The 19,629-nt window shown below is 68.2% G+C and carries 18 protein-coding genes; 4 read left to right on the top strand and 14 right to left on the bottom strand.

What is annotated here, in order from left to right; genetic code table 11:
• Positions 1-21: 21 nt before the first annotated feature.
• The 8 genes from NQ038_RS04445 to NQ038_RS04410 are packed head-to-tail and all read right to left on the bottom strand — an operon-like array spanning position 22 to position 7,102.
• Positions 22-729: an NUDIX hydrolase gene (locus NQ038_RS04445; RefSeq protein ID WP_257046997.1), complete on the bottom strand. Its 708-nt coding sequence runs from the start codon at positions 727-729 to the stop codon at positions 22-24.
• On the bottom strand, positions 722-1,837 hold the full coding sequence (gene tsaD, locus NQ038_RS04440) for a tRNA (adenosine(37)-N6)-threonylcarbamoyltransferase complex transferase subunit TsaD (RefSeq protein WP_373456778.1): 1,116 nt from the start codon (positions 1,835-1,837) through the stop codon (positions 722-724). The genes NQ038_RS04445 and tsaD overlap by 8 nt, the downstream gene beginning before the upstream one ends.
• A 48-nt stretch (positions 1,838-1,885) precedes the next feature.
• A complete protein-coding gene (locus NQ038_RS04435; RefSeq protein WP_257046996.1) occupies positions 1,886-2,449 on the bottom strand; it encodes a hypothetical protein in 564 nt (187 codons plus the stop codon).
• Between the two features lie 5 nt (positions 2,450-2,454).
• The gene (gene rimI, locus NQ038_RS04430; RefSeq protein ID WP_257046995.1) at positions 2,455-2,883 is read right to left on the bottom strand and encodes a ribosomal protein S18-alanine N-acetyltransferase; all 429 of its coding nucleotides are present in this window, start codon (positions 2,881-2,883) and stop codon (positions 2,455-2,457) included.
• Between the two features lie 16 nt (positions 2,884-2,899).
• Positions 2,900-3,559, bottom strand: a complete 660-nt coding sequence (tsaB, locus tag NQ038_RS04425; protein ID WP_257046994.1) for a tRNA (adenosine(37)-N6)-threonylcarbamoyltransferase complex dimerization subunit type 1 TsaB — start codon at positions 3,557-3,559, stop codon at positions 2,900-2,902.
• Positions 3,556-4,107: a tRNA (adenosine(37)-N6)-threonylcarbamoyltransferase complex ATPase subunit type 1 TsaE gene (gene tsaE / locus NQ038_RS04420; RefSeq protein ID WP_257046993.1), complete on the bottom strand. Its 552-nt coding sequence runs from the start codon at positions 4,105-4,107 to the stop codon at positions 3,556-3,558. The genes tsaB and tsaE overlap by 4 nt, the downstream gene beginning before the upstream one ends.
• On the bottom strand, positions 4,104-5,363 hold the full coding sequence (gene alr / locus NQ038_RS04415; protein ID WP_257061912.1) for an alanine racemase: 1,260 nt from the start codon (positions 5,361-5,363) through the stop codon (positions 4,104-4,106). Before alr ends, tsaE begins: the two co-directional genes overlap by 4 nt.
• Positions 5,360-7,102 carry a bifunctional ADP-dependent NAD(P)H-hydrate dehydratase/NAD(P)H-hydrate epimerase gene (locus tag NQ038_RS04410; RefSeq protein WP_257046991.1) on the bottom strand — a complete coding sequence of 581 codons (1,743 nt, stop codon included), beginning with the start codon at positions 7,100-7,102 and terminating at the stop codon, positions 5,360-5,362. Before NQ038_RS04410 ends, alr begins: the two co-directional genes overlap by 4 nt.
• A 319-nt stretch (positions 7,103-7,421) precedes the next feature.
• On the opposite strand from NQ038_RS04410, the gene NQ038_RS04405 reads away from it, so the two are divergent.
• Positions 7,422-8,435: a hypothetical protein gene (locus NQ038_RS04405; protein WP_257046990.1), complete on the top strand. Its 1,014-nt coding sequence runs from the start codon at positions 7,422-7,424 to the stop codon at positions 8,433-8,435.
• An 83-nt stretch (positions 8,436-8,518) separates the two neighbouring features.
• Here NQ038_RS04405 and NQ038_RS04400 read toward each other — a convergent pair whose 3' ends face one another.
• The 3 genes from NQ038_RS04400 to glmS form a co-directional block, all read right to left on the bottom strand.
• The gene (locus tag NQ038_RS04400; protein ID WP_257046989.1) at positions 8,519-9,736 is read right to left on the bottom strand and encodes a M20 family metallopeptidase; all 1,218 of its coding nucleotides are present in this window, start codon (positions 9,734-9,736) and stop codon (positions 8,519-8,521) included.
• 76 nt (positions 9,737-9,812) lie between these two features.
• Positions 9,813-10,352 (bottom strand): holo-ACP synthase, encoded by a 540-nt coding sequence (locus NQ038_RS04395; protein ID WP_257046988.1) that lies wholly within the window; start codon positions 10,350-10,352, stop codon positions 9,813-9,815.
• Complete coding sequence (gene glmS, locus NQ038_RS04390; RefSeq protein WP_257046987.1) at positions 10,352-12,226, bottom strand: glutamine--fructose-6-phosphate transaminase (isomerizing); 1,875 nt, start codon at positions 12,224-12,226, stop codon at positions 10,352-10,354. Before glmS ends, NQ038_RS04395 begins: the two co-directional genes overlap by 1 nt.
• 163 nt (positions 12,227-12,389) lie before the next feature.
• On the opposite strand from glmS, the gene NQ038_RS04385 reads away from it, so the two are divergent.
• The 3 genes from NQ038_RS04385 to NQ038_RS04375 all read left to right on the top strand — a co-directional run bounded on the left by NQ038_RS04385 (position 12,390) and on the right by NQ038_RS04375 (position 16,299).
• Positions 12,390-13,211, top strand: coding sequence for an aldo/keto reductase (locus tag NQ038_RS04385; RefSeq protein ID WP_257046986.1), 822 nt, complete (start codon positions 12,390-12,392; stop codon positions 13,209-13,211).
• 175 nt (positions 13,212-13,386) lie between these two features.
• Positions 13,387-14,385, top strand: coding sequence for a type I pantothenate kinase (coaA, locus tag NQ038_RS04380; RefSeq protein WP_257061921.1), 999 nt, complete (start codon positions 13,387-13,389; stop codon positions 14,383-14,385).
• A gap of 36 nt (positions 14,386-14,421) precedes the next feature.
• Positions 14,422-16,299 (top strand): ABC transporter ATP-binding protein, encoded by a 1,878-nt coding sequence (locus tag NQ038_RS04375; RefSeq protein ID WP_257061911.1) that lies wholly within the window; start codon positions 14,422-14,424, stop codon positions 16,297-16,299.
• A gap of 187 nt (positions 16,300-16,486) precedes the next feature.
• Here NQ038_RS04375 and NQ038_RS04370 read toward each other — a convergent pair whose 3' ends face one another.
• The 3 genes from NQ038_RS04370 to glmM all read right to left on the bottom strand — a co-directional run bounded on the left by NQ038_RS04370 (position 16,487) and on the right by glmM (position 19,587).
• On the bottom strand, positions 16,487-17,260 hold the full coding sequence (locus NQ038_RS04370; protein WP_257061910.1) for a hypothetical protein: 774 nt from the start codon (positions 17,258-17,260) through the stop codon (positions 16,487-16,489).
• 466 nt (positions 17,261-17,726) lie between these two features.
• Positions 17,727-18,191, bottom strand: coding sequence for a hypothetical protein (locus NQ038_RS04365; RefSeq protein ID WP_257061909.1), 465 nt, complete (start codon positions 18,189-18,191; stop codon positions 17,727-17,729).
• 13 nt (positions 18,192-18,204) lie between these two features.
• Positions 18,205-19,587: a phosphoglucosamine mutase gene (gene glmM / locus NQ038_RS04360; RefSeq protein WP_257061907.1), complete on the bottom strand. Its 1,383-nt coding sequence runs from the start codon at positions 19,585-19,587 to the stop codon at positions 18,205-18,207.
• Between the last annotated feature and the right edge of the window lie 42 nt (positions 19,588-19,629).

Genomic DNA, 19,629 nt, shown 5'->3' with positions numbered 1-19,629 from the left:
GGGCCCGTGGGCCGCGGCGGCTCAGACAGTCAGACTGCGGCGGAGTTCGGTCCAGGCGGCGGCGAACCCGGGGTGCAGATCGTAGTCGGCCACCTCGTTAAGCGGCACCCAGCGCAGTTCGACGCTCTCGGCGTCGGTGATCGTCTCCTGCAGCCGTGCGGTGGCCCTGGCCACTACGGTCGTATAGGACCAGCCGTGCTTGTCGACCACATGGGTGTCGATGATCTCGATGCCCGTGCCGTCGAGATCCGGTACGCCGGCCTCCTCGTTGGATTCGCGGATCGCGCCCTGCACCGGGGTCTCGCCCTGGTCGATCGCCCCACCCGGCACTCCCCAGGTTCCGCCGTTGGCCGACCACCAGATCCGATGCTGAAGCAGCACGCCGCGCGCGGGATCGTGAATGAGCAGGCCGGCTGCCCCGTACAGACCCCAGAACCTGCCGTCGGGGGTTTCGGTCCAGCCGTCGCCCGACCGGCGGCGCGCCCGCAGACCGGCGCGTGAGGGACGTGGCGGATTTCCCAGGGGGAAGTCCGCGGTGGGCGGGTGATTGTCGGCTGAGAAACGCGACCAATCGGCCTGTGCGAAGCGCTCCTCGATGCCCTGGGACCTATCTGGGGCCGGACCGGTCCCGCGGTACCCCCTCCCGCCGCTTGCGCCGGCGGGGGAAGTGGGCCGGCTGGAATCGGCGGGAGAATCGGACCGGGTGGGTTCGGCGGGAGAATCAGACACAGACGTCCTCGACTTCCAGAGAGGAATCGACTCCGAAACCGAAGTCGCTGGCGGGCAGACCGCGGGAGACTATCTCGGCGCCCAGCGCCGCGACCATCGCCCCGTTGTCCGTACACAGGTCCAGGGGCGGCACCCGCAGCGTCACCCCGTGCTTGGCGCAGGCCTCGGCCAGGGTTTCGCGCAGGCGGCGGTTGGCGGCTACTCCCCCACCCAGCAGGACGTGGTCGATCCCCGTATCCTCGGCGGCCATGAGCGTCTTCCTCACTAGCACGTCGACGATCGCGGTTTCGAAACTGGCGGCCACATCGGCCAGCCGCGTCCGGTCCCCGCCGGCGTCGACCCTGGCGCGGTCGGCGGTGACATAGCGCAGCGCGGCGGTCTTCAGCCCGGAGAAGGAGAACGAGTACCGGCGCTCGGGCCGGCGCAGATCCTTCGCATTCATCAGACCCCGGGGGAATGCCACCGCAGCGGGGTCGCCCGGCGTGCCGGGACCCGCGGGACCGTCGAACCCGCCCAGGGCGGCCTTGGAGATATTGGGACCGCCCGGATAGTCCAGGCCCAACAGGCGGGCCACCTTGTCGAAGGCCTCTCCTGCGGCATCGTCGATCGTCGAGCCGAGCATGGTCACGCCCGAGACGATATCGGTGATCTTGAGGATCTCCGTATGCCCCCCGGAGACCAGCAGCGCCAGGGTCGGGGTGACCAGTCCGGGCGAGTCCGGGGCGACCAAGTCCACGGCCACGTGGGCGGCCAGATGGTTGACCCCGTACAGGGGCTTGCCGGTGGCAGCGGCCAGGCCCTTGGCCGCGCACACGCCCACCAGCAGGGCACCGGAGAGCCCGGGGCCGGCGGTGACCGCGATCGCGTCGATCTCGTCCAACCCCACCTGGGCCCGGTCCAGGGCCGCCCGGATCACCGGGGTGAAGGATTCCACATGGGCACGGCTGGCGACCTCCGGGACGACCCCGCCGAAGCGGACGTGTTCGTCCATCGAGGATGCCACGGAGTTCGTCAGCAGGGTGTGCCCGCGCACGATGCCCACCCCGGTCTCATCGCAGGAGCTTTCGATGCCCAGGACGAGGGGGCCCTGTGCGCTGTCAGTCATCATCGTCATCTTCTTCGTGTATCGAGATTTTCCCGGGGACGGTTCCCGTCCTCAGGCCAGGGGCTCGCGGGCCAGCTGGGCGTAACGCGCGCTCAGCGCGTCCTCCCCCGGGTCGGCCATTCCGGTGCCCAGGGCCGAGGCCAGCATCCGCAGGTGCGTCTCCCACACCGGGCCGAACTCGGGGGTGGCGGCGCGGGCGGCCGATTCGGTTTCGAAAGTCTGGGCCAGGGAGACCCGGGTGGCGGTGCCGTCCGCCGTGGGTGCCAGAGACAGGCCGACTCGGCCGAGGCCGGCCAGATCGAGTAGTACGTGAACGCCCGCCACACAGCTGAGCACCTGAGCGGCCAGGGTTTCGGCGGGGCCGAAGACGAAGGCGATCCGCTCCGGATCGTCACCGCCGGTACCACCGGTGGCGTCCCCGGTACGCTGCCAGACCGCGAACCACTCCCCGCAGCGCACGGGGTCCGTGGCCAGCAGCCAAACATGGGCCGGATCGGCCGCGACGTCGACGCGCAGGAGCAGATCGACTCCGTCCTCCCAGGACGACAGTTCGGCGGCGATGTTCACGGTCGTGGGCGCCGGCGGGTCGCCGAGATAGCCGGAGGAGGAGATCATAGCCTTCAATCTATCAGCAGCGCGCGCATCACAAGCGCGTCCGCGTCATGGTAGTAGACCGGCCGCCGGCCCAGCTCGGCGAAGCCCAGGGAGCGATAGAGGCCCAGCGCCGGGGAGTTGTCATCGCGCACGTCGAGGTAGACGGCCTCGGCCCCATTCGAACGGGCCAGGTCGATCAGCCCGGTCAACAGCGTGCGCGCAATCCCCCGACCGCGAGCGCTCGGGGCGGTGGCGATGGTGAGAACCTCGGCCTCCCCGCCGGCCACGCTCAGCCCGGCGTAGCCCAGCAGCTCATCGGTACCGGCATCGCGCACCACCCGGAAGTGGTTCCCCGGTCCGGCCAACTGGGCCAAGAAGAACTCGGTGGTCCAGGTGTCAGGCCCGAAGGCCATCCGGTCCAGGGCCACGACCTCGTCGACGTCGAACCACCGCATCCGGCGGATGATGGGATCAGGCGTGCAGGGGCTTGGCATCCGGTTCCCGCAGGTACAGGGGAGTCACCGGCAGCAGTTCACGGCCGGCGGCCCGGGCGCGCAGTGCCGCGCGCGCCACGTCGGCGGCCAACGGTTCGGCGCACTGCGGGAAGTCCGAGGCTCCCAGCAACTCCGTGTAGAGATCGAAGCCGATACCGGCGTGCAGCACCCCTGCACGCGGGTGGACGGCTGCCAGGTCGGCGGGTTTGGAGACGTCTGGGCCGGAGACCACCACGGGCAGGCCGGCCTCGTCCAGCCCCCGGTACAGGGTCCAGTAGACCTCTTTGCGGCGCGCATCGGTGGCCACCAACAGGGTTCGCCCCGCGGCCTGCGGGCGCCCGTAGACGCGCAGCGCCAGACCGTCGTGGCTGGGCCAACCGGCGATCGGCACGTCGCGGCCGACGGCAGCGCCCAGTCCCATGGCGATCCCGGCGCGCAATCCGGTGAAGGGCGCGGGTCCCACGCCCACGATCACCTGATCGATGGAGGGCGCGGCGGCCAGGAGTTCCTGCAGGGCCGGGCCCAGGTGTTCCGCGTGCTTGCGGGCATGGGTCTCGCTCCACTGGGCCACGACGGTTTCGCCGTCGAGGATCGCGGCCGAGGCCGCCCCCGATGAGTCAAGGGCCAGGGTGATCATTTTTCGTCTTCCTTCGTTTCCTTCTGCACGTGCGGTTCGCGCGCGCCCGCATCCTGTGGCGGGGACGCCAGCAGGGTCAGTCGGTGGGCCCACGGGGCACCGCGGCCGGTGAGGACCACCGTTCTGCGTTCGGATTCCGGATCCTCGTCGGGGCGGTCCAGCACGATCTCCAGGCGCTCGTCATCGAGCTGTTCGGCCATCCCCGCGCCCCATTCGACGATGGTGATGGATTCTTCGAGTTCGGAGTCCAGGTCCAGATCGGCCAGCTCCGTCTGTCCGTCCAGCCGGTAGGCGTCAACGTGGACGAGGTTGGGTCCGGTACCGCGGGACTTGTGTTCACGGGCGATGACGAAGGTGGGCGAGGATATCCGCCCTTTGACGTTCAGCCGCGATCCCAGCGCCTGGGTGAACGTCGTCTTGCCCGCGCCCAGATTGCCGGTCAGGATGATGAGGTCGCCTGCGCGCAGGAGTGGGGCCAGGCGCGCCGCGAAGTCCTCCAGCGCCTCGAGGTCGGCGATCTCGAGTGTCACGGTCAGCTGATCGGTCATGCGCCCTCCCCGGATTCCCCTGCCACGCGGGCCACGCGCCCGGAGATGCAGGTGACGAACTCGTAGTTGATCGTCTCCGCCCAGCCGGCCCAGTCGTCGGCGGTTGGGGCACCGGCATCGGGGCCGAACAGCACGGCCTCGTCCCCGGGGGCGACGCCGTGGTCCGCCGGCCCCAGGTCCACGATGAACTGGTCCATCGCGATCCGGCCCACCTGCGGGTAGCGGCGGCCGCCGATGAGCACTTCCGCCCGGCCCGAGACCGTGCGCGGGATGCCGTCGGCATAGCCGCCGGCCACCAGGGCGAAGCGGGTGTCCTGCGGTGCCCTGTACATGTATCCGTACGAGGCCCCGTGACCGGCGGCCACCTCCTTGACCGTCAGGACCCGTGAGCGCAAGCTCATGGCAGGGCGCAGGCCCAGATCCGCCGGGGTCTCCTCGGGGAACGGGCTGAGCCCGTAGATGCCCAGGCCCACCCGGGCCATGGTGCCGGGGAACGGATCCAGCGCCAGCGCGCCAGGGGTGTTCGCAGCGTGGATGTCGAGCTCGTCTGCGGCTCCCAGCCCCGGATGGGCCTCGAGCAGGGAGCGGATCCGGCCGATGAAGGCCTCGAAGACCTCGAGCTGCTCGGCCGTGGCGGGGTCGCCGGGTTCGTCCGCCTTCGCCAGGTGGGTCATGATCCCCACGATCCGCAGGGGCGCGCCGGTCACGTCCGCGCCGGCAGCCGGGGTGCCGGCCGCGGGGGCGGCGTCGAGCGCGCTCAGGGCGGGGAGGAAAGCGGCCAGCTGTTCGGGGGTGAAGCCGTTGCGTCCCAGGCCGGTGTCGCATTTCAGGTGGACCCGCGGGACGACCCCCGCGGTCCGGCCGGCCGCGATGATGGGGCCCAGGGCCCAGGCCCCGGGCAGGGCCAGTTCGATCCCGGCGGCCACGGCCTCGGCCAGGTCGGTGCCGACGTCGTAGAGCCAGGCCAGGATGCGGGCCTCGGCGGCTCCGGGGGTGCCGGCCGCGGCGAGTTCGCCCAGCAGATCGGCCAGCTGCAGGGCCTCGGGCACGGTGGCCACGCCGAAGTCGCGCACTCCCCCGGCCAGCGCCGCCGGCACCACATGGGCGATACCGTGGCCGTAGGCGTCGGCCTTGACCACTGCCATGAGTGTGGCCGGGGCGATCTGGGCGGCCAGCACGCGCACATTGTGGGTGATCGCCGATTGGTCGATCCGGGCTGTGCAGACGGTGGTGGCGTATTCGGTGACGGGTTTCATCGTGTCCTCGATAGATGGGAGGGGATGGTGGGTGCCGGCCGCATCGGATTCGGTGGCAGGCATGTGGCGATGCGCTCGATGAAGGCCCGTGCATGGGTGGGCGTGGGCCCGGCCGCGGGCCGCGTGCCTATCCGGTTGTGCAGCAGCACGCCAGCGGCGGCCAGCAGGGCCGAGGTCTGGTTCCCACGGTGGGCGCCGGTGGCCAGCAGGGCGCCGAGGATGCCGGCGAGCACATCGCCCGAGCCGGCAGTCGCCAGGTTCGCGGGTCCCGGGGTCGGAGCGTAGACGGCGCCGGCCGGGGTTGCGATGAGGGTCTGGTGGCCCTTGAGCAGGACGACGGCTCCCACGGCCGCGGCGATCCCCCGGAGCGCGGCGAGGCGCTGCTCGGGGTCGTCCAGGTCCGGTCCGGTGGGCGCGTGGTCGGTGCCCGGGCCCTCGGCTCCGCCCGGTGCCGAACTCCGATCCTGGTCTGCGGCCGCTTCCGGGACGGGGGACGGCTCCAGCAGGCCGGCGCGGGCCAGTCCCGTGTACAGGGTGCGGAACTCCCCCACATGCGGGGTCAGAATGGATCCGGCGGGCAGGGCCGCTCCGGCGCCCAGCAGTGCAGGAACCTGGAGCAGGGCACCGGCGTCGAGCACGAGAGGAGCATTGGCCTCGATGGCGGTGGACAGAAGTTGGGCGACCTGCACCTCGTCCGGGGCGCCGGGGCCGGTCAAAAAGGCCCGACAGCGGCCGGGGGCGTCCAGCTCACCCGGCACGGCCTCGGGCACCGTGTCGATGATGGCACGGCGCAGCTTCTTCGCACCGAACACCCGCACCATTCCCAGGCCGCATGCCACGGCTGCGCCGGTGGCCAGCCGTCCCGCGCCCGGGTATTCGGGGGAACCGGCCAGCACACCCAACACCCCGCGGGAGTACTTGTGGTCCGTGGGTGACGGGTAGGGCAGGAGTTCTTCCAGGTCCGCATCCTCGACTTCGGCGATGGTCCGGGACTCGGGCACCTGGCTCAAGTCCAGTCCGATGTCGATGACCTCCGTGGGCAGGCCGGCCAGCACCAGGCCGGCCTTCTGCGCGCCGAAGGTCACTGTCAGATCGGCCGGCACGTGGACCGTTGCCCGGCGACCGGTGGACGCGTCCACGCCGGTGGGCACGTCCACGGCAACGATCAGGGGCAGGGGCCCACAGCGGTGCGCCGGATCGTCCCACGTCTTTAGCCAGGCGGTGATGAGGTCTGCGATGGGGCCGGTCGGCTCCCCGGTGGCCCCGGTGCCCAGGATTCCGTCGATGACCAGATCCGCACGGGCCAGCGGGCCACGGGCCAGGCCTTCCCAGGGCGCGGTTGCCGACTCCGTGGAATCGGCATCGGTGAGGGCCGCGGTGGACGCCCGGTCCCCGGTCGGAGCGGGGGCCTCCGGTACGGAGTAGAGCAGGGCACCGGCCGAGCGGGCCGCGGCCAGACCCGCGGGGTGGACGGTACCGAGCACCGGCACGATCGTCACCTGGGCCCCGCGCGCGGCCAGATTCGCAGCGGCGTACAGGGCGTCTCCACCGTTGTTACCCTTGCCGGCCAGGACGACCACGCGGGCGCCGGTCACGGCCCTACGGTGGGCGATGAGCAGTCTGCGGCAGGCACTGGCCAGTCCCGCTGCGGCCCGACGCATCAGGGCCCCACCCAGCCCGGCGTCCAACAGGGGACGTTCCGCGGCGCGCACCTGGGTCGCGGTGTAGGCAATCTGCATACTTCCCAGGGTAGTACGTGCCGCGCGCCACAGCAGGGTTGGCCGTGTCCCGGTCCCGGCACGCCGCAGCGTCTTCCAGTGTCGACACAGTCAGGACCGTGCGGACACAAACCGGGTTCGGTGGTGTCGCAAAAGTAGGAAGGTGTCGTAAAAGGGCGGTCTACACTCCGATTCACCGGAACTTTGTGACACCAACCTACGTTTGCGCCTGTGGACTGATCTGCGACCACAGCTTCGGCGGCTGGGGAAACTCAGGCCGTTTTCCACAACCCGGCCTACATGCCTTGGAGCGCAGCTGCGATTCGACCATGCTGACCAGATGACCGAATCCCAGGAAGAACTCCGAAGGAAGTTCCCACCGCGCTACTGGGCGCCGGGCGTGCGCCGCTTCAATGCGCCCTTCCTCATCACAACGGAGCAGGCCCGAGACTTCGGCGTCACTTCGCACCAAATGAAAACTCGGCAGGCCGCACCCGTGCTCCACGGCGTCCGGTCGGTTCCGGGACGTTTCGAAGAACTCCAGGTGCCCGACTGGGCCGATGCCCGATGGGAGGAACTGCACACCAGGGCCCGGGCCTTCCAGCTCCTTCATCCGCGGTCCGTTGCAGGTGGATTGTCCGCGGCGTTCCTCTACGGCTATCCGCTCCCTCTGAGCGCAGATCTGGACAACCTGCACGTCACCGTACCGGGTAGTGCCGAACGCCACCGGATCACCGGGGTGACCAGTTCCCGGTCCAAGCTGTTTTGGCCGGTCGAACGTTATGGCATTCGACTCAATGCGGGTCCGTACATGTTGATGGAACTGGTCGACGAACTCGCAGAAGACGAGCTGATAATGGTCATCGAAGCCGTGGTCGGGGGCTGGCGGGGCCCGCCAGAGCTATCCGTGGCCGATCTGCGCGAGCGCATCGTGTCCGCGCCACACGACCGTCGCACATCCCGGTTGCTCACGACCGTCGACCGTGCCAGAGACGGGGTCCGGTCGCCGAAGGAGACCGAATATAGATTGGCCTGCGTCGCAGCCGGGCTGCCCGAGCCCATACCCAACTTCCTGGTCAGGATCGCTTCGGGCAGAGTCCGCGAGGTAGACCTGGCATTCGAGGACTACCGGGTCGGTTTCGAGTACCACGGACGCGATCACTTCAACGATCGAGCTGCCCGCACCCTTGATGCGAACAGGGCGGACGATCTGCGAAACGTCGGCTGGCACATGATCGACGGCTATGGCGGAACCCCTGTATCCGACTACCTCGCACGAATCGAACGTGCGCTGAGACAGCGGGGGTGGCCGGGCCCACCGCACCTCCCGGGTTCGGTGGTGTCGCAAAAGTAGGAAGGTGTCGTAAAAGGGCGGTCTACACTCCGATTCACCGGAACTTTGTGACACCAACCTACGTTTGCGCCACCGTCCTATCGCTAGACCAGCAGCCTGCGGCGGGCGAGCTCCGCCAGGAACAGCGCATGGTCGGCCAGTGCCGTATCCGTATGGCGGGCCCTGGGCGAATGATTCGCCTGCCAGTCCTGCGGGTCCACATCCGCCAAAGCCGCCCCGAAATGGCCATAGGATCCGGGGACGGCCTGCAGCACACGGGAGAAGTCCTCGCTGGCGGTGCGCGGATGCTCCATCGTGTGCACCCGCTGCGCCCCGAACAGCTCCCCTGCGCACTCCAGGTAGAAGTCGGCCTCCGCATCGTCGTTGATGGTCGCGGGCACCACGGTTGCGAACTCGACCTCGGCGCGCAGTCCATGGGCCGCGGCCGCCCCTTCGATCAGCCGGGGCAGTTCCCGTGCACAGTATTCGGTCGTCTCCTGGGAGAAGGTCCGCACCCCGGCGATGAAGGTCGCCTCGTCGGGGATGATGTTCGGCGCGGTCCCGGCGTTGAACTGCCCGACGGTCAGCACGATCGGGTCGAAGGGGTCGATCCGGCGGGTCACCCAGACCTGCAGCTGCCCGATGATGTCGGCGGCCGCCTGGATCGGGTCGAGCGCGGCATAGGGCCGGGCGGCATGTCCTCCGCGCCCGTGCACCGTGACATTCAACCGGTTGAATGCCGCCATATACGACCCGCGGCGCGAATACACGTTCCCGGCCGGCTGATCGGCGGACACATGCACTCCGTAGGCCGCGATGACGGGGACCCCCACCACGTCCAGCAGGCCCTCGGCCAGCATCCTGCCCGCTCCGTCCTGGCCTTCCTCGCCCGGCTGGAACATGAACAGGACGTCGCCGGCCAATTCCCCGCGGATCGCGTGGAGCAGATGGACCGCGCCCACCAGCCCGGTGGTGTGCAGATCGTGGCCGCAGGCGTGCATTGCCCCGTTGGTCGAGGCGAAGTCGAAACCGGTCGCCTCCGTCACCGGCAGAGCGTCCATATCGGCGCGCAACAGCACGGCCCGAGGGTGTTCCGGATCCCGCCGGCCGCCGCGCAGCACGATCGCCAGCGAGTTCAGCCCGGTTCCGCGGGTGATCTCCAGTCCGTCGAGGCCGGCCAGCGCGTCAAGCACCGTCTGCTGAGTCCGCGGCAGCTCCAGGCCGATCTCCGGGTGGGCGTGGATGTCGCGGCGCAACTCCACCAGCCGGGGCTGTAGTTCGGTGGCGCGGGCGCGCTGTTCGGCACATGTGTCAGACGTCATGTTCACGACTCTAGTGCAGCCGGTGCCCGCACCGCCGACCGGCTCCCGACCAACATCCCGTTGTGCGGTCCCCGGGTCAGTCGGTCTTCCCGCGAGCGGCGTCACGAGCGGCCCGGAGCTCGGCCTTGGCGGCCCGCGCCCCGGCGCGGAATTCGGCCAGCCGGGCCAGCGCCTCGGGCGACCCGGGGAGCAGCGGCTCGGGCTGGTCGACCGGCGGATGACCGGCCAATAGCTGGGAGTCGTCTGCGCCCTCGGCCACGACGAAGGTCATGGTGCGATCCGCATCGTGGGTGATCGACAGGTGCAGGCGCTGCCCGCCCATCGTCCGGAAGTGCTCGAGGACCCAGCCGGTAAGCCGGAAACTGGGCGCGCCGGAAAAGGCGGAGACGACCTCGGCCTCGTGCCACGGGATGATCTGCGGCAACCGCAGCGCCTTGACCAGGGCCTCCTTGGCGGAGAACCGTGCGGCCAGGGACTCCGCGGTGCGCAGCTTCCCGTTCTTCTTCAACTGCTCGGCCGGCGTCAGCAGCCTGTCGAGCAGTTCGGGCACCCGCTCGATGTGCTCGGCGAACCGGGGCACATCGGCGATGTCGACGCCCACTCCGATGATCGGCATTATTCGACGGTGACCGACTTGGCCAGGTTGCGGGGCTGGTCGACGTCCAGGCCCTTGGCCGTGGCCAGTTCCATCGCGAAGATCTGCAGGGGCACGGTGGTCAGCAGCGGGGCCAGCAGGGTCGCCGTGGCCGGCACGTAGATGACCTCGGAGGCGAACTGCTCCACATCCGTGTCGCCCTCCTCCGCAATGACGATCGTGTTCGCCCCGCGGGCGCGCACCTCCTGAATATTGGAGATGACCTTGTCGTGCAGGTTGTCCCGGCCGGAGCGGTTGGGCACGATGATGAAGACCAGCTGGCCCTCGTCGATCAGGGCGATCGGACCGTGTTTGAGTTCGCCGGCGGCGAAGCCCTCCGCGTGGATATAGGCCAGTTCCTTCAGTTTCAGCGCGCCCTCGAGGGCGACGGGGAAGCCCACGTGCCGCCCCAGGTAGAGCACCGATTCGGTGTCTTTGAGGCGGCGCGCCAGATCCAACACCTGGTCCTTGTGGTCGTCGAGCAACGACTGGATCTTCGCGGGGATCTTCTGCAGTTCGCCCAGGATCAGCCCGATCTCGTCGCGGTACTTGTTCCCGCGCAGCTGCGCTAAGTACAGGCCCAGCAGGTAGCAGGCGACGATCTGGGACAGGAACGCCTTGGTCGAGGCGACCGCGATCTCCGGGCCAGCGTGGGTGTAGAGGGCGGCATCGGATTCACGCGGAATGGTCGACCCGAAGGTGTTGCAGATGGCGATGACCTTGGCGCCCTGCTGGCGGGCGTGGCGCACGGCCATGATCGTGTCCATGGTCTCGCCGGACTGGCTGATCGCCACGACCAGGGTCTTCTCGTTGACCACGGGATCGCGGTAGCGGAATTCGTGGGCCAGTTCGACCTCGGTGGGGATACGGCACCAGTGTTCGATCGCGTAGCGGGCGACCTGGCCGGCGTAGGCCGCGGTACCGCAGGCGATGACGACGATCTTGTCGATCGATTTCAGGATCGACTCGTCGATGCGCATTTCGTCCAGGGTCAGCCGGCCCTCGGTGTCCATCCGGCCCAGCAGGGTGTCCGCGACGGCCTGCGGCTGATCGTGGATCTCCTTGTCCATGAACGAGGCGAAGCCACCCTTCTCCGCGGTCGCCGGATCCCAGTCGATCTCGAAGGACTCGCCCTCGACCGGTGCGCCGGACTGGTCGATGATCGCAACGCTATCGGGGGTGATCGTGACGACCTCGTCCTGACCGATCTCCACCGCCGAACGGGTGTAGTCGATGAACGCGGCGACATCGGAGCCCAGGAAGTTCTCGCCCTCGCCCAGGCCGATGACCAGCGGGGAATTGCGACGCGCGGCAACCACGGTGCCGGGCAGGTCCGCGTGGACTGCCAGCAGCGTGAAGGCGCCTTCGAGCTGCGTGGTGGTGATGCGCATGGCCTCGGTCAGGTCACCGGTGGCACGGTAGTTCTTGGCCAGCTGATGGGCGGCGACCTCGGTGTCGGTCTCCGAGGTGAACTCGACACCCTCTGCGAGCAGACGCTCCTTCAGGCTGGCGAAGTTCTCGATGATGCCATTATGGATGACCGCGAGCTTGCCGCCATCGGCCAGGTGGGGATGGGCGTTGACGTCGGTGGGCCCACCATGGGTGGCCCAACGGGTGTGACCGATTCCGGTCTGGCTGGCGGTGACCGGCTGTGCTTCGAGCAGTTCGGCCAGATTGCTCAGCTTGCCGGCCTTCTTCCGGCTCTCCAGGGCCCCGTCTTCGGTGACCACGGCGATACCGGCGGAGTCGTAGCCCCGGTACTCCAATCGTTTGAGACCGCCCATCAGGACGTCGACGGCGGTGTGCTGGGCATTCGCCAAGGGCACACCGGACACATAACCAACAATTCCACACATGGGTCCAATGGTATCGGTAGTGGCGGACCTCCGCGGCCGAACCCGCGCCCCACCCTGTGTGAACAGCGCGGATGATGGAATAATCGATTGCGGAAAGTGTGTGCGCCACCACCGGGCGGCGCCTCGACCCGAGCGTGCCGAACGCGGCACAGACAGGATCATCATGACCATTCCGAACGTAGAACTCAACGACGGCAATGTGATCCCCCAGCTGGGATTCGGCGTCTGGCAGGTGTCCGACGAAGAAGTCGTGCCCGCCGTGGCCAAGGCCCTCGAGGTCGGCTACCGCCATATCGACACTGCCGCGATCTACCGCAATGAGAAGGGCGTGGGGCAGGCCATCGCGGACTCCGGCGTCGCGCGCGAGGACCTGTGGGTGACCACCAAGTTGTGGAACGACCGCCACACCGACGCCCGCGCCGCTCTGGAGGAGAGCCTGGAGAAGCTGGGCCTGGACTATGTCGACCTGTACCTCATCCACTGGCCGGTGCCCGGGCAGGACAAGCGCCTGGAGGCCTGGGAGGCGATGGAGCAGGCCAAGGCGGACGGCCTGGTGAAGTCGATCGGCGTGTCGAACTTCCTGCCGCACTTTGTCCGCGAGGTCCTCGACGCCGGTTCCACCGTGCCCGCGGTCAACCAGGTCGAACTGCACCCGACTTTCCAGCAGCGCGATGTGCAGTCGATCGACGCGAATCACAGGATCGTCACCGAAGCGTATTCGCCCCTGGGCACCGGTGCCGACCTGAGCAACGGCACGATCGGCGAGATCGCCGCGCGCCACGGCAAGACCCCCGCCCAGGTCATCATCCGCTGGCACCTGCAGGCCGGCCGGATCGTCATTCCGAAGTCGGTCACGCCCGAACGCATCGCCCAGAACTTCGACGTCACGGACTTCGCACTGTCCGCCACGGATCTCGCAGCGATCGACGCACTGGACTCCGGCAACCGCGTCAACGCGAACCCGGACGAGTTCGGTCCGCAGTAAACAGCTGCGACCCGCAGCATCCCGCACGGCCGAGGCCGCACCCGGGTGACACGATTCGTCACCGGAGTGCGGCCTCGGCGTTCGATGCGGTGTGCGCGATGGCACATGAGCCGTGGCAGAATTGTCTTCCGTGACTGATGACGCTCATGATTTCGGACTCGAACCCGCCCGCCGGCTGGCAGGCCTGCTGCCCAAGCGCAGGGCGACCGCCACCCATACGCTGAGCCCCTTCTGGCAGTTCGATCGCGAATCGTGGGCCGAGCTGGCCCAGGCCATCTCCCAGCCGCTGACCGACACGGACGTCGAACGGCTGCGCGGCCTCGGCGACCGGATCGACATGGCCGAGGTCGCGCAGATCTACCGGCCCCTGTCGCGCCTGCTGAGCATGCACGTGGCCGCCCGCGCGCACGAGCACCAGATGACCCGCGACTTCTTCTCCCCCTTGACCAAGACGGGGAAGAACCCGGTACCCGAGCGCACCCCCTACGTCATCGGGGTGGCGGGCTCCGTGGCAGTGGGGAAATCGACCACCGCGCGCGTGCTGCGCGAGATGATGGCGCGCTGGGAGAACACCCCGCGGGTCGAACTCATCACCACCGACGGCTTCCTGTTCCCCAACGGGGAACTCGAGCGCCGGGGGCTGGCCGACCGCAAGGGGTTCCCCGAATCCTACGATCGGCGGGCGCTGCTGCGCTTCCTCCAGGAGGTCAAGTCCGGCGCCCCCGAGGTCCGCGCGCCGATCTACTCGCACCACACCTACGACATCGTGCCCGGTGCGCAGGTCACGGTGCGCCGACCCGATGTGCTCATCGTCGAGGGCCTCAACGTGCTCCAGCCGCCCACGCCCGGCTATGACGGGAAGCTGGGCCTGTCGGTCAGCGACTACTTCGACTTCTCCATCTACGTCCACGCCAAGACCCAGTACATCCGGCAGTGGTACATCGAGCGCTTCATGCATCTGAAGGAGGGCGCGTTCACCAAACCGGATTCCTACTTCCACCGGTTCTCCGCCCTGGACACCGCCGAGGCGACCGCGCTGGCCGGGGAGATCTGGGATTCGATCAACGCGCCGAACCTGCGGGAGAACGTCCTGCCCAGCCGGGGTCGGGCGGACCTGATCCTGCACAAGGGAATAGATCATTCGGTCAAACGCGTTCAGTTGAGGAAACTGTAAAGGCACTCGATAAGACAATCGAATAACGGGAGGCCCATGTCCACGCCTTCACCACAGATGATCCTGCGCCGCACCGTGAAAGCGGAGGACTTGCGCGGGACCCAGGTCACCTTCAATCGCGCGACGCTGGCCCGGATCTGGGGCTTCGTCGCAGGCCAGAAACGGCCGTTCGTCCTCTTCATCCTCGTCTCGATCGCAGCCGCGGGGATCGGCGTTATCACGCCGGTGCTGGCCGGCGACATCGTCAATGCGATCAACGCCCGCGGCCCGCTTCGCACGGTCGTGTGGCTGTCCATCATCATCGGCGTGATCGCCCTGGTCGACGCCGGCCTGTCCCTGGCCAGCCGGTACTTCTCGTCCCGCGTGGGCGAAGGACTCATCTACTCCCTGCGCACCGCCGTGTTCGACCATGTGCTCAGCCTGCCGGTGGCGTTCTTCTCCCGGACCCGCACCGGCGCCCTGGTCTCACGCCTGTCCACCGACGTCATCGGCGCCCAGCGCGCCTTCTCATCGACCCTGTCATCGGTCGTCTCGAACCTGGTGACACTGCTGTTGACCCTGGCCGTCATGTTCTCCATCTCGTGGACGATCACCCTGGCCTCGCTGGTGCTGCTGCCCGTCTTCCTCATTCCCGCCCGCTTCGTCGCGCGCCGTTTGGGCGCCCTGCAGACGCGGGCGGCGAACCTCAACGCGGACATGTCGACCCGAATGACCGAACGCTTCTCCGCCGGCGGCGCCACTCTGATCAAGCTGTTCGGCAGGCCCACCGCGGAATCCGAGGAGTTCTCCCTGCGGGCCGGCCGGGTGCGCGACATCGGCGTGCGCACGGCGGTGCTGCAGGGGACCTTCGTCGCAGCCCTCACCCTGGTGTCGGCCCTCGCGGTGGCCGTGGTCTACGGGATCGGCGGTTGGCAGGCCGTCGTCGGCAATCTCAGTGCCGGCGCCGTGGTCACCCTGGCGATGCTGCTGACCAAGCTCTACACGCCGCTGACGATGCTGGCCAACGCCCACCTGGATGTGGTCGCGGCACTGGTCAGCTTCAACCGGGTGTTCGAGGTCCTCGACCTCAAGCCGTTGATCTGCGAAGCGGAGAATCCACGGGAGCTGCCCGCCGGGCCCAAGGGACTGCGGTTTACGCACGTGGACTTCACCTATCCGACCGCCGCACAGACTTCCCTGCCGTCCTTGGAAGAGGGCGAGGGCCGGGTCGCCCAGCACGAGGGTGGTCAGGTGCTCCACGATATCGACTTCGAGGTCCCCGCCGGTGGGACCGTGGCATTGGTCGGTTCGTCCGGTGCGGGCAAGTCGACGATCGCCTCACTCATCCCCCGGCTCTACGACGTGGATTCCGGGCGGGTGTCGATCGGCGGGGTCGATGTGCGGGAACTGAGTTTCCGCACGCTCAAGGACGCCGTCGGCATGGTCACACAGGATGGTCACCTGTTCCACGACACGATCCGCGGGAACCTGCTGCTGGCCCGGCCCGACGCCGGTGATGAGGACCTGGCCGATGCGCTGGAGCGCGCACAGCTGTCCCGCCTGGTGGCCGCCCTGCCCGACGGGGTGGACACGATGATCGGCGAGCGCGGCTACCGCCTGTCCGGCGGCGAGCGCCAGCGCCTGACGATCGCCCGGCTGCTCCTGGCCGAACCCGAGGTCATCGTCATGGACGAGGCCACCTCGGCCTTGGACAACACCTCCGAGGCCGCGGTGCAGGCGGCACTGGACGAGGCGATGGCCGGCCGGACCTCGGTCGTCATCGCCCACCGGCTGTCGACCGTGGTGGGTGCGGACCTGATCCTGGTGATCGAGGATGGCCGGATCCTCGAACGCGGGGACCACTCCTCCCTGATGGCCGCCGACGGACGTTACGCAGAGCTCTACCGCACCCAGTTCGCCCACCTGCCGAGCTGAGGCCGGGGTTTGAGAGGGGCCGGGCCCATGGGCAGGCGTTTTGGTCCGATCTCCCACCGTGGGCAGTCACTTTGGTCTGGTGCTGAGCTGTTTTCTCGGACTAAAACGCCTGCGCATCGTGTGGCCACCAGACCAAAGTGACTGCTCAACCTTGGATCCGTGGCGGGCAGGGGCGGCAGGAGCCGAGTCAGCGGACTGAGCGTTCGGCGATCTTCGCACTGATGAGCTCTGCGATTGCGAACCAATCCATGTCCCGGGTGACCCGAATGTACTCCCACCCCGCGTCGTGGAAGACCCGCTCTCTGGCGATGTCGGCATTCCACTGTCCACGATCGGTTCGGTGATGATCGCCTTCGTACTCGATCGCAATCTTCAGGTGTGGGTAGCTGAGATCCGGATGGTACTCCACACCGCCAAGCACTACGCTGCATGCGACGTCCGGTTCGGGCAAGCCTTGTTTGACCAACCACTGTCGGAACCTGGATTCGGGTGGCGAGGCGACACCGGGGCGCACCCGGCCCAGAGCCCGCAACAGCTTCGAACGACCACGCAATTTGACCGCCGACCGGGCTTGCTCCATCACCAGGTGCAGGTCTAGATGGGGCTTGCCCCGCCATGGCCCGATATCGCATTCCAGCAGGGTCAGGAGTTGGGACTCGGTTAGGACCGGTGTCAGTTCGAGGAGGACCAGGACCGGCGCGTTGACCAACAGACCGCAGTAGTCGACTGGAACGATCCGCGAGTACTGATGAGAAACAACCCCTGGCCGACGGATTCTATTGCCGTGATTAGGACCGACGACGTGAAGTGGGCCGTCTTCCAGGTCCTTCGGCAGAACCCATCCCAGGAGCCGGGCCGCAGTTACTGCGCAGAAGACCGCATCGGGGCGAGCCGTGCTCAGTTCGAATGCTCTGTCGAACAGGTTGAGCCAGGATTCGTCGAACCAGTCCGGAGCCTCCACCTCTTGGAGTCGGTCGGACGCCCGATGTACTCCTTGGAACCGTCTGGTTCGCCGAGGCGCTTTCAGCAGGCTGTACTTGCTGGCGCCTGCAGTTCGCGCCTGCTTGTGAGTGAATGCGGCGGGGCCCGAAATATTCTTCATACGCTCAGTACAGTTCACTGCCACCGACCATCCAAGCGCGTATGCCGCGCCTGTGGACGGAAGAGAATCATCCCCAGACCAACGACGCTTCGGTCAAACGGTCATCCACAGCGCAGTGACGCAGCAACACCGACAACCGAGGCAGCACAGCTTCTCGATGAGCAGTCACGTTGGTCAGGTGTCTCCACGATTCGCAGGCGATTTGGTCCGAAGAAACACCCCGAGAGCAGACCAAATCGCCTGCCCATGGAGGGGGCAACAGACCGAAGTGACTGCTAACGGAACGCGGAGGCTGAGAGAACCCCCAAGGCCCGGCCCCGGGCCCTCAGCGCACGGTGGTGCGGGAGACCGCGACGAAGGCCAGGGCCGCGGGCACGCAGATGAACAGCAGGCACAGGGCGATCGTCATCGCGGAGTTCAGCCAGAAGGACACCAGCACGTAGACGATGATGGGGGCGGTCAGTGCCAGGAAGGCCGCGGTCAGCCAGCGCCAGGCGCCCACCGATCCCCCGGCGGTCCGACCCTGCCCGTTCACCCCAGTACCCGGAAAGTGGATCCGGCCCCGGGTGAAGCCGACGACGTAGTTGATCACGGTGGCCAGCGCCCCCAGGACCAGCATGGACCAGGCCAGGGATGCCATATTCTGCCAGAACACCGGCAGGCCGCCGGCAGCGCGCAGGCACAGCAGGACGATCCACCAGATGATCGTGACACCGGCGGTCAGACCGCCGGAGGTCAGTCCGGAGCGCAGCGCCAGTTCGGTTCCAGCGCTGCTCTTGCCGGCGTTCACTGTGTCCTCGCGATCACAGTGCCAGCAGGCGTTCGACGTGACCTGCCAGGCGTTCGGCCTGGGCGCGGGCGACCTCGGCGGTCTTCGCCTCGACCATCACGCGGATGACCGGTTCGGTGCCGGAGGCACGCAGCAGCACGCGACCGGTGTCGCCGAGTTCGGCCTCGACCGCGGCGATCTCCACGGCCAGTTCCGCATCATCGGTGCGGGCCTTGTCGACCCCGCGCACATTGATCAGCGTCTGCGGCAGCTTGGGGATCTGCGCTGCCAGATCCGCCAGGGTCCGCTTCGAGGTCGCCACGCGGTGCAGCAGGTGCAGCGCGGTCTGCACGCCGTCACCGGTGGTGCCGTGGTCGAGCATGAGCACGTGGCCGGACTGTTCACCGCCCAGGTTGTAGCCCGAGGCCAGCATCTCCTCGAGCACATAGCGGTCGCCCACCGCGGTCTGCACGGTCTTGATGCCGTGCTTCTCCATTGCCAGGCGCAGGCCCAGATTGCTCATCACCGTGGTCACCAGGGTGTCCTGGGCGAGCTTGCCCTCTTCGTGCAGGGCCAGGGCCAGGATGCCCATGACCTGGTCACCGTTGACCTCGCGGCCCACGGCGTCGACGGCCAGGCAACGGTCCGCGTCGCCGTCGAAGGCCACGCCGGCGTCGGCCTGGTGTTCGACGACGGCCTGCTGCAGATGCTCGATGTGGGTCGATCCGACCCCGTCGTTGATGTTCTCGCCATTGGGCTCCGCGCCGATCACGACGACCTCGGCCCCGGCCTGGCGCAGTGCAGCGGGCCCCACCACGGACGAAGCGCCGTTGGCGCAGTCGATGACGACCTTGAGTCCTGCCAGGGGCAGCTGGTCGGCTACGTCGCCAGCGCCGGGGATGACGCCCACGCCGGACACCAGGTGCTCGGTGAAGTTATCGCTGGCCGCAGGGTAGCGGGAGATACGGCCCACCGCGGCGCCGGTGGGGCGGTCCCATTCGGCGTCGAGCAGTTCGAGGATCTGGTCCTCGACCGCATCGTCGAGTTTGGTTCCGCCGAAGGCGAAGAACTTGATGCCGTTGTCGGGCATCGGGTTGTGGCTGGCCGAGAGCACCACGCCGAAGGCCGCGCCGGTGGCCTTGACCGCTTGGGCCACACCGGGGGTCGGGATGACTCCGGCGTCGCGCACGTCGACCCCGGTCGAGGCGATGCCAGCGGCGATCGCCGAGGACAGGAAGTCGCCGCTGATCCGGGTATCTCGCCCGACGATCGCGAAGGGCTTCTTCTGACCCGCCGCGCGGTCCTCCGGCTTGCCCAGCACGCGGGCGCCGGCGACTCCCAGCTGCAGCGCCAGGCGCGCCGTCACGTCGCGGTTCGCCAGTCCCCGCACTCCATCGGTTCCGAATAGCCTGCCCATGTCCACTTCTCTCCACGCTTCTGCGGGACCGCTACTTCGCAC

It is taken from the genome of Brevibacterium sp. 50QC2O2 (assembly GCF_024580675.1).
GTDB lineage: Bacteria > Actinomycetota > Actinomycetes > Actinomycetales > Brevibacteriaceae > Brevibacterium > Brevibacterium moorei.
The sequence above is the reverse complement of the archived record's forward strand: the minus strand, read 5'-3'. Positions and strand labels throughout refer to the sequence as shown.

Excerpts from the sequence above, each read along its gene's own strand:
- tsaD (WP_373456778.1), bottom strand. The coding sequence starts at position 1,837 with ATGATGACTGACAGCGCACAGGGCCCCCTCGTCCTGGGCATCGAAAGC.
- NQ038_RS04435 (WP_257046996.1), bottom strand. The coding sequence starts at position 2,449 with ATGATCTCCTCCTCCGGCTATCTCGGCGACCCGCCGGCGCCCACGACC.
- rimI (WP_257046995.1), bottom strand. The coding sequence starts at position 2,883 with ATGCGGTGGTTCGACGTCGACGAGGTCGTGGCCCTGGACCGGATGGCC.
- tsaB (WP_257046994.1), bottom strand. The coding sequence starts at position 3,559 with ATGATCACCCTGGCCCTTGACTCATCGGGGGCGGCCTCGGCCGCGATC.
- tsaE (WP_257046993.1), bottom strand. The coding sequence starts at position 4,107 with ATGACCGATCAGCTGACCGTGACACTCGAGATCGCCGACCTCGAGGCG.
- alr (WP_257061912.1), bottom strand. The coding sequence starts at position 5,363 with ATGAAACCCGTCACCGAATACGCCACCACCGTCTGCACAGCCCGGATC.
- NQ038_RS04410 (WP_257046991.1), bottom strand. The coding sequence starts at position 7,102 with ATGCAGATTGCCTACACCGCGACCCAGGTGCGCGCCGCGGAACGTCCC.
- NQ038_RS04405 (WP_257046990.1), top strand. The coding sequence starts at position 7,422 with ATGACCGAATCCCAGGAAGAACTCCGAAGGAAGTTCCCACCGCGCTAC.
- NQ038_RS04400 (WP_257046989.1), bottom strand. The coding sequence starts at position 9,736 with ATGACGTCTGACACATGTGCCGAACAGCGCGCCCGCGCCACCGAACTA.
- NQ038_RS04395 (WP_257046988.1), bottom strand. The coding sequence starts at position 10,352 with ATGCCGATCATCGGAGTGGGCGTCGACATCGCCGATGTGCCCCGGTTC.
- glmS (WP_257046987.1), bottom strand. The coding sequence starts at position 12,226 with ATGTGTGGAATTGTTGGTTATGTGTCCGGTGTGCCCTTGGCGAATGCC.
- NQ038_RS04385 (WP_257046986.1), top strand. The coding sequence starts at position 12,390 with ATGACCATTCCGAACGTAGAACTCAACGACGGCAATGTGATCCCCCAG.
- NQ038_RS04375 (WP_257061911.1), top strand. The coding sequence starts at position 14,422 with ATGTCCACGCCTTCACCACAGATGATCCTGCGCCGCACCGTGAAAGCG.
- glmM (WP_257061907.1), bottom strand. The coding sequence starts at position 19,587 with ATGGGCAGGCTATTCGGAACCGATGGAGTGCGGGGACTGGCGAACCGC.